This window comes from Actinomadura chokoriensis (assembly GCF_041463665.1).
Lineage (GTDB): Bacteria > Actinomycetota > Actinomycetes > Streptosporangiales > Streptosporangiaceae > Spirillospora > Spirillospora chokoriensis_A.
The window spans coordinates 19,542-27,780 of record NZ_JAXCEJ010000047.1 but is presented as its reverse complement, the minus strand read 5'-3'; the positions used below and the strand labels follow the sequence as shown (position 1 = coordinate 27,780).

Annotated in this window: 7 protein-coding genes and 1 pseudogene; 5 read left to right on the top strand and 3 right to left on the bottom strand. The window is 72.5% G+C overall.

All coding sequences use genetic code 11. The features are described 5' to 3' along the window. Together SM418_RS38020 and SM418_RS37345 are read left to right on the top strand one after the other, a co-directional pair. Positions 1–115: pseudogene (locus SM418_RS38020) on the top strand (IS30 family transposase); the annotation flags it as partial. A 69-nt stretch (positions 116–184) separates the two neighbouring features. Continuing rightward, positions 185–1,213, top strand: a complete 1,029-nt coding sequence (locus SM418_RS37345) for a hypothetical protein (RefSeq protein ID WP_371946376.1) — start codon at positions 185–187, stop codon at positions 1,211–1,213. 12 nt (positions 1,214–1,225) lie between these two features. On the opposite strand, the gene SM418_RS37340 is transcribed toward SM418_RS37345, so the two are convergent. Further along, positions 1,226–2,671: a WS/DGAT/MGAT family O-acyltransferase gene (locus tag SM418_RS37340; RefSeq protein ID WP_371946375.1), complete on the bottom strand. Its 1,446-nt coding sequence runs from the start codon at positions 2,669–2,671 to the stop codon at positions 1,226–1,228. A gap of 259 nt (positions 2,672–2,930) precedes the next feature. On the opposite strand from SM418_RS37340, the gene SM418_RS37335 reads away from it, so the two are divergent. Further along, entirely contained in the window at positions 2,931–3,608 is a 678-nt protein-coding gene (locus tag SM418_RS37335; protein WP_371946374.1) for a uracil-DNA glycosylase, read from the top strand. A 71-nt stretch (positions 3,609–3,679) separates the two neighbouring features. Here the strand turns inward: SM418_RS37335 and SM418_RS37330 are convergent, their stop codons facing one another. Continuing rightward, entirely contained in the window at positions 3,680–4,540 is an 861-nt protein-coding gene (locus SM418_RS37330; RefSeq protein WP_371946373.1) for a hypothetical protein, read from the bottom strand. 136 nt (positions 4,541–4,676) lie between these two features. On the opposite strand from SM418_RS37330, the gene SM418_RS37325 reads away from it, so the two are divergent. Continuing rightward, positions 4,677–5,456, top strand: a complete 780-nt coding sequence (locus tag SM418_RS37325; protein ID WP_371946372.1) for a lysophospholipid acyltransferase family protein — start codon at positions 4,677–4,679, stop codon at positions 5,454–5,456. Positions 5,457–5,558: 102 nt separating this feature from the next. Further along, entirely contained in the window at positions 5,559–6,767 is a 1,209-nt protein-coding gene (locus tag SM418_RS37320) for a DUF5925 domain-containing protein (RefSeq protein ID WP_371946371.1), read from the top strand. Here the strand turns inward: SM418_RS37320 and SM418_RS37315 are convergent. Continuing rightward, on the bottom strand, positions 6,764–7,945 hold the full coding sequence (locus tag SM418_RS37315; RefSeq protein WP_371946370.1) for a trans-sulfuration enzyme family protein: 1,182 nt from the start codon (positions 7,943–7,945) through the stop codon (positions 6,764–6,766). The genes SM418_RS37320 and SM418_RS37315 overlap by 4 nt on opposite strands. Positions 7,946–8,239: the final 294 nt, after the last annotated feature.

Here is an 8,239-nt window from a genome sequence, read left to right as displayed (position 1 = left end):
CCAGCACGACCTCGACGAGATCGCCCGCCAGCTCAACGGACGCCCCCGCCACACCCTGAACTGGAAAACCCCAGCCCAAACACTCAACGAGTACCTCGTTGCAACAGCCGCTTGACATCGCCCACGGCGGAAGCAACAACATGCCGCAAGTCAACGAGGTGGGGGCCCGCCTAGGGTGAGCCGGGTGGACGAGCGGGGATGGCGGGACGGGCGGGCGGCGCTGAACGGCGGGCGGGCGCGGCTCGGGGAGGTCGCGAGCGCGCTCTACCCGGACGTGCCGCGCGTCGCGGCGACGCCGCTGCTCTGCCGGGAGGGCTGGGTCCCGGACGCGCCGGTTCCGCTCAGCGGCGTCCGGCTGGACTGGGACGACCGGCCCGTCCCGCCCGCCGTCGCCGACCCGCCGGACGGGCTGCCCGGCGGTCACCGCACCTACGCCGAGGCGATGGCCGCGCTCGCGCCGCCGAAGCTGCTGGAGGACCGGCCGTCCTACCGGCTCCTGGACGCAGCCCTTCCCACCCTGCGCTTCGGGCCCGCGCGCTACTTCGACGGCGTGAACGTGGGCGAGTCCGTCGCGCACGAGCTGGCGGCCGGGACGGACGGCCTGCCGCTGCGGACCCGGATCGGCGACCCGTGCGACCTCACCCGCCGGCCCGCCCTGTGCGCGATCACGACAGTGACCGTGACGACGTCCGGCTCCTACGTCCTGCATTGGCGCGACCCGGCTAAGGTCGCGCACGCGGGCGGGCTGCACCAGGTGATGCCGGTCGGGGTGTTCCAGCCGCTCGGCGGCGAGGCCGGCTCCGCCGGCGCTGCGCCGCGGTCGCCCGACTTCGACCTGTGGCGTTGCATGGTCCGCGAGTACGCCGAGGAACTCCTCGGGATGGACGAGAACTACGGCGCCGGATTCGTCCAGGACGAGTGGCCCTTCCACCAAGCGATGACCACGGCCCGCGATGAGGGCCTGCTGCGGGCGCACTTTCTGGGGCTCGGCGTCGATCCGCTGACATTCGCGCTCGACCTCCTCACGGTCGTCGTCGTCGAGCGCGATCTGTTCGGCGACCTCTTCGGCGCCCTGGTCGCGGTCAATGACGAGGGCACGGTGTCGATGGCGCCGTTCGACGGAACGGTCCCGCGGCCGATGCAGCCGGCCGGCGCCGCGGCGCTGGCGCTCGCGTGGCGGCACCGGGAGGCGCTCGGCCTCACCGGCGGCTGAGCGCCGCAAGGCTCACTCGCGGCTGAGGGCCTTCAGCTCGTCCAGCGCGTCCACCAGGTGGTCCACGATCTCGGACGGGTCAGGGATGAGGTCGCGGCAGGCGACGATGCCGACGTTCACCTTGCCGTCGTAGGAGAAGACGGTGATGTTCAGGCCGCCGCTCACGTCCGTCACGACGGAGATCGGGTAGTAGCCGAGCACCTTCGCCCCGCACAGGTACAGCGGGAACTGCGGGCCCGGCACGTTCGAGACCATCAGGTTGACCGGGCGCAGCGACAGCGCGGGCGCGGCCCGCAGCGCCAGCCGGGTCACCGGGCCGGTGAGCGGCGCGGGCAGCAGGCCGCTCACCTCCCGCACCCAGCCGCCCGACGAGCGGGTGAACCGCCGCTTGGCGACGCCCATGTCGTTCCGGACGGCGGCGTACCGCTCGGCCGGGTCCGGGATGTGCGTGGCGAGCGGCGCCGTCATGATCGAGACCTGGTTGCCCGGCTGGGTGACCGTCCCGCCGCGCCGCAGCGACACCGGGACGGCCGCGACCAGCGGACGGTCCGGCAGGTCGCCGCGCTTGTCGAGCCACTGCCGCAGCGCCGTCGCGCACAGCGCCATGACCACGTCGTTCACGCTGCCGCCGAGGCCCCGCCGGATCTCCTTGATCTCAGCGAGGGGCAGTTCGCCGCAGGCGACCGAACGGCGGCGCCCGATCGGGCGGTTGAACGGGGTGGGCGGCGCGCTCATCCGGGGCGCCTTCGGCATCTCCGGGCGGCGCAGCGCGCCCTGCGCGGCCGACGACAGCAGCCCGATGCCCGGGATGGACGACAGGCCGGGAATGTCGTCCAGGTGGGGGACGGTGCGCGCCACCGACACCGCCGACCGGACGGGATGCAGCGCGGCCCGCAGCAGCCCGGCGCCGACCATGTCGACCATGCCGGGTGCGCGGGCGGGCGCGGCCTCGTCGGCGGGGACGTCGCGGGGCTCGGGCGTCAGGTCGAGCAGCGCGGCGAGCGTCTCGGCGGCCATCACCCCGTCGATGGCGGCGTGGTGCACCTTCACGTAGACGGCGGTCAGCCCGCCCTGCAGGCCCTGGATCAGCACGATCTCCCAGAGCGGGCGGGTGCGGTCGAGCGGCTGCTCGTGCAGCATCCCGACGATGTCGGCGAGCTGCCTCTCCGTGCCGGGGGACGGGAGCCCGATCTCGGTGATGTGCCGCTCGGGTTCGAAGTCCGGGTCGTCCTCCCAGTAGGGGTTGTCCAGGCCGAGCGGCACCTGCACGAGCCGCTGCCGGAGCGGGCGGGGCGCGAGATGCGCGCGGTCGCGGATCAGCTCGGCGACGAGCGGGACGCTGAGCCGCCCGCCGGGGCACCACCCCGCGTCGAGGATGCCCAGGCCCGCGATGTGGGCGTGGGTGGTATCGGTCTCGGCGTGGAGGAAGGTGGCGTCCACGGTGGTCAGCTGGCTCATGCTCTAGTCCTGTCCGCTCGTCGTGCGCCTGCCCTGCCTCTCTAGTGGTTATGCGCTCTAAAGCGGCCGGTCAACGTGGTCCAGAAGGAAGCAACAGGGATTTAACGGGGCGTTTCACCCAGTTCATCGAACATTTTTGCGGCGACCTGGACAACATTTTCACCGTGTCCGGGCCTCGTCCGGTCGGAGAACTTCGCAAAGGCGAACAACCAGCTCTTCCACCCGCAGAGCGGTGATCATCCCACTAGGCTTGGGCGCCATGACGGCACGACCACTTTCGGAGATCGTCGAAGCGGGATGGGCGACGGCGCTGCAGCCGGTCGCCGGGACGATCGCCGCCGCCGGCGACTGGCTGCGCGCCGAGGTCGCCGCCGGCCGCCGCTACCTGCCCGCCGGGAACCAGGTCCTGCGCGCGTTCACCCAGCCGTTCGACGACGTCCGCGTCCTCATCGTCGGCCAGGACCCGTACCCGACGCCCGGGCACCCGGTCGGCCTCAGCTTCTCCGTCGCGCCGGACGTCCGGCCGCTGCCCGCCAGCCTGATCAACATCTACCGCGAGTACTGCTCCGACCTCGGCCACCCCGAGCCGTCCAACGGCGACCTCACCCCGTGGACGGAACAGGGCGTCTGCCTCCTCAACAGGTCGCTCACCGTGATGCCCGGCAAGCCCGGCTCGCACCGCAACAAGGGCTGGGAGCAGGTCACCGAGCAGGCCATCCGCGCCCTCGCCGGGCGCGGCCGTCCGCTCGTCGCCATCCTGTGGGGCCGCGACGCCCGCAACCTCAAGCCGATGCTCGGCGGCGTCCCGTGCGTCGAGTCCCCGCACCCGAGCCCCTACTCCGCCGACAGCGGCTTCTTCGGATCCCGCCCCTTCTCCCGGGCCAACCAGCTCCTGGAGCAGCAGGGCGCGGCGCCGGTCGACTGGAAACTGCCCTAGACCTCGGAGACCGTCCCGGGCCTCGGAAACCTGCCTGGACCTCGGAGACCGCCCTAGACCTCTTCGGGGACCTAGACCTCTTCGGGGAGGCGCCGGAGGAGGGTGGCGAACTCGCCGGTGCCCTCGGTGGGGGCGTCCGCGGCGAGGGGCGTGAGCCGTCGCGCGCCGTGGCTCCAGTAGACGCCGGGGGCGCACGGGTCCTCGGCGCCTGCGTGCATCTCGCGGACGACGTCGGCGAACACCGGCAGCACGTCGCGGACGGCCGTGGACGTGATCGGGTACAGCAGCAGCGTGCTGTGGCACGGGACGCCGACCAGGGCGCCGTGCTCGTTCGGCCAGGGCAGGAACTGGTCGACCTCGCTGAGCAGCGCCGACACGTAGCGGCTGCCCGCCTTGCTGACGACGCGGACGTCCCGTCCGGGCAGGAGGGGCTGGTCGTGGACGGAGACGTCCGCCAGCTCCCGGTCGTGGGTGTTCGTCATCACATAGCCGAGCTTGTGCAGTCCGAGCAGCCCGGCACGGGCCTTGGTGAGCGGGCCGCCGTACCGCGGGTGCTCGATCATCACCACGGCGTCGAAGTGGTCGCCGGCGGGGACGACGACGAGGCCCTCCCGGTCGCCGGGCGCGAGCTTCGGCACTATGCGCAGCCGCAACAGTTCCCTGACGTCGCCGAACAACTCCATCTCACCGATCGCCAGGAAGGCGCGGTCGCCGACCTCGCGGACCCACTCGTCCACGACCCGGGGCCACGCCGAGCGCGGGGCGCGGGCGCAGCGCTCCAGCACCGTCCAGCTGGAGGCCCGGGCCTCGGACCGGCCGACGGGCAGCACCACCTCGGAGGTGCCGGGGTCGAACCAGGCGCTGGGCGCCAGGGCGGGCAGCACGTCGCGGATGAGCGCGTGCACGTCCGCCGCCGCGTCCAACGGTTCCATGAAAGCTCATCCTCCCTCAGCCGTCGGCGGATCACGTCACACCCCCAACCTTCTCAGAAGTCGGCCCCGTTGTGTGATCCGTCGCGATCCTGGTCGCACACTCGCTGATCAGGAGCGGCTCAAGTACGGTGCCTACATGCGCGAACTCGTGTACCCACCGGTGATCAAGACGGCCGTCGGCGTGTTCAAGGCCCTGAACATCAGGTTCCGTCTGGAGGGGACCGACCAGATCCCCAGCACCGGTGGCGCGGTGCTCGTCAGCAACCACGTGAGCTACCTCGACTTCATCTTCGCCGGTCTCGCCGCCCATCCGGGAGGGCGGCTGGTGCGGTTCATGGCGAAGAAGGAGATCTTCGACAACCGGATCGCCGGGCCGCTCATGCGTGGGATGCACCACATCCCGGTCGACCGGAACGCGGGCGCCTCGTCCTACGCCGCCGCGCTGAAGGCGCTGAAGGGCGGCGAGATCGTCGGGGTGTTCGCGGAGGCGACGATCAGCCGGTCGTTCACGGTGAAGGAGATCAAGAGCGGCGCGGTGCGGATGGCGGTCGCGGCCAAGGTGCCGCTGATCCCCGTCGCGCTCTGGGGCCCGCAGCGGATGTGGACGAAGGGCCGCAAGCGCCGGCTGCTGCAGCGGGGCATCCCGGTGACGATCCTCGTCGGCGAGCCGATGTACCCGAAGCGCGGCGACGACTACGAGGCGGTCACGCAGGAGCTGCACCGCCGCATGTCGGAACTGCTGGAGAAGGCGCAGCGCGAGTACCCCGACGTCCCGCGCTCGGACGAGACCTGGTGGCAGCCCGCCTACCTCGGCGGCACGGCGCCCTCGCCGGAGGAGGCCGAGAAGCTCGACCTCGAGGAGGCCGAGGCCCGCAAGGCGGCCCGCGAGGCCCGGGAGGCCGGCGGGCAGGGCTGATCGCAGCACGCTGATTCGCAGCACGCTGATTCGTCGGGCAGCTGATCCGTCGGGCGCTAATTGGTTGGACGCCGCCGGCCGCCCGGCGCGATCATCATGTGCATGACCATGTCGCAGCAGAGGCCGCAGGAGGTCTTGCATCTGATCGAGCCGCTGGAGAACGTCACCGATCACTGCGAGGGGACGGCTCCCCGCGCTCCCGGAAACGGCTCGGAGCCGGGGCCCGACCCTGCGCTGCCCGTGGTCTTCAATCTCTCCGACAACAACTCGCCCGCCGACGTCATGGACGTGCTGTCGCTGCGCCCGTTCGCGTCCGGCGAGCAGCCCTGGTCGCGGTCGACGCGGCTGGAGCACGTCAAGGCGGACGCGCCGCTGCGCCCGGACGGCGCCCGGCTCGTCCGGGTCGCGCACGAGAAGGGCAAGGAGTCGGTGCTCGCCGAGGGCGACGGCTGGACGTTGCTGGTGAACCGCTGGAAGAGCGGCGTCGCCTACGTCGCGGTGTCCGCCGTCACCGACGAGCTGGCCGAGGCCGTCCTCGAGGCGTCCGTGAAGGACGCGACCGAGCCTCCGAAGACCGACGAGACCAGCGTCGAGATGGGCTTCTGGCACATGGGCTCGCACGGCCCGGTCCGCAGCGACCGCGCGATCACCGCCGACGCCTGGGCGGACATCCGGCGCAACTACACCGCGCCGGTCGCCGAGGCGATCGACGAGGTGATGAGCCTCGAGCGGGACGAGATCGCGGGCCGGCTGCTGCTCCTGCACGGTCCGCCCGGCACCGGCAAGACCACCGCGCTGCGCGCCCTCGCCCGCGCGTGGAACGACTGGTGCCAGGCCGACTGCGTGCTCGACCCGGAGGCCCTGTTCGGCACGCCCAGCTACCTCATGGAAGTGGCCGTGGGCGACGACGAGGACGAGAAGCGCCGCTGGCGGCTGCTCATCCTGGAGGACTGCGACGAGCTGATCCGCGGCGAGGCCAAGCAGTCGACGGGCCAGGGCCTGTCGCGCCTGCTCAACCTCACCGACGGCATGCTCGGCCAGGGACGCGACGTCCTCGTGGCCATCACCACCAACGAGGACCTCGCCATGCTGCACCCGGCCGTCGTCCGCCCCGGCCGCTGCCTCGCCCAGATCGAGGTGGGCCCCCTGACCCGCCCGGAGTCCCTCGCCTGGCTGGGCGACGCGGACGTCCCCGCCGCGGACATCGGGCCCGAAGGCGCCACCCTCGCCGAACTGGCCGCCCTCCGCAAGGGTGAGAAGCGCCCCCGGAACCTGGACGCTCCCACCACGGCGACCGGCTTCTACCTCTAGGTCGCCTTTTGCAGGGCCTGGGTTATGTCGGCCCAGAGGTCGTCGGGGTGTTCCAGGCCCACCGCCAGGCGGACGGTGCCTTCGGCTATGCCCGCCGCGGCCAGTGACGCGGCGTCCATCTGGCGGTGGGAGGTGCTCGCCGGGTGCATCACCAGGGTCGCGATGTTGCCCAGGGACGGACCCAGGGAGATCAGCTCCACGGCCTCGGAGAAGACTCGTCCGGCGTCCCGGCCGCCGGTCAGTTCGAAGGCGAGGACGCCGCCGGCGCCGTCCGGCAGGAGGCGGCGGGCGACGCCGTGTTGCGGATGGTCGGGCAGGCCCGGGTAGTGGACGCGGGTGACCGACGGGTGCGCGGCCAGGCGGGTGGCCAGGTCCAGGGCGGAGGCGCTCTGCCTGGCCACCCGCATCGGCATGGTGGCGAGGCCCCGGATGGTCAGCCAGGCTGCGTGCGCGTCGGCGGTGGAGCCGATCTCGATGGCGTGGCTCCACACGCGGTGGTGGACGGACGGGTCGGCGAAGACGGCGACGCCGCCGATGATGTCGCCGTGCCCGCTCAGGTACTTGGTCGCCGAGTGGACGACGATGTCGGCGCCGTGGTCGATGGGCTTGCACAGGAGCGGTGCGAAGGTGTTGTCGACGACGGTCAGCACGTCCGTGCCCTGGACGGCGGCGGTGAAGGCCGGCAGGTCGGTCACGTGCGTGGTGGGGTTGGCGACCGTCTCCAGGTAGAGGAGCCGGGTGGTGGGACGCAGGGCGTCGCGCACCTCGGCCGGGTCGTCGCCGGGGATGAACGTGACGTCGACGCCCCAACGCTCGGCGAGGTCGCGGAGCAGCGCGTAGGTGCCGCCGTAGAGGGCGGTCTGGGCGATGACGTGGTCGCCGCTGCGGAGGAGCCCCGTCAGTACCGCGTTGACCGCGCCCATGCCGGACGCGGTGGCGAGCGCCCCGGCGCCGCCCTCCAGTTCGGTGACGGCCCGTTCCAGGGAGCGGACGGTCGGGTTGCCCATCCGGGCGTAGAAGAACGCCTCGTCCGGGCCGGCGAAGGCGGCGGCCAGGTCGTCGGCGGCGTCGAAGGAGAACAGGTGCCCCTGGTAGATGGGGACGGCGAGCGGCCGGCTGCCCTCGGGGGCGATCACGGGCGGGTGGACGGCGCGGGTCTGCGGGTGGTGTCCGGTCATGTCTCCAGCCTGCGCGGAGATCGCCGAACCCGGAACGGCCAATCCCGACCAGTGGCCCGGACCACGCCCCCCGGTCAAGCCTCGCGTCCGGACCACCGGCCCGGCCGGGGGCGCGGGCGCCCCCTGGCCGGGCCGGTTCCCGTCACCTGCCTGCCCACCCCGCGAGGGCCGGCCGGCGATCGGGATCGTCCCGGTCAAGGTCGCCGCTCCCAGCGCCCCTCGGCCGGAATCCGAGCATCACCCGGCGGACACCTCCCGCGCCATCCGGGAGATCACCGCCTAATGGGCCGCGCT

Bases quoted from the DNA above. Each gene is read 5' to 3' on its own strand.
- SM418_RS37340 (WP_371946375.1), bottom strand. From the start codon at position 2,671: ATGAGCCAGCTGACCACCGTGGACGCCACCTTCCTCCACGCCGAGACC.
- SM418_RS37335 (WP_371946374.1), top strand. From the start codon at position 2,931: ATGACGGCACGACCACTTTCGGAGATCGTCGAAGCGGGATGGGCGACG.
- SM418_RS37330 (WP_371946373.1), bottom strand. From the start codon at position 4,540: ATGGAACCGTTGGACGCGGCGGCGGACGTGCACGCGCTCATCCGCGAC.
- SM418_RS37325 (WP_371946372.1), top strand. From the start codon at position 4,677: ATGCGCGAACTCGTGTACCCACCGGTGATCAAGACGGCCGTCGGCGTG.
- SM418_RS37320 (WP_371946371.1), top strand. From the start codon at position 5,559: ATGACCATGTCGCAGCAGAGGCCGCAGGAGGTCTTGCATCTGATCGAG.
- SM418_RS37315 (WP_371946370.1), bottom strand. From the start codon at position 7,945: ATGACCGGACACCACCCGCAGACCCGCGCCGTCCACCCGCCCGTGATC.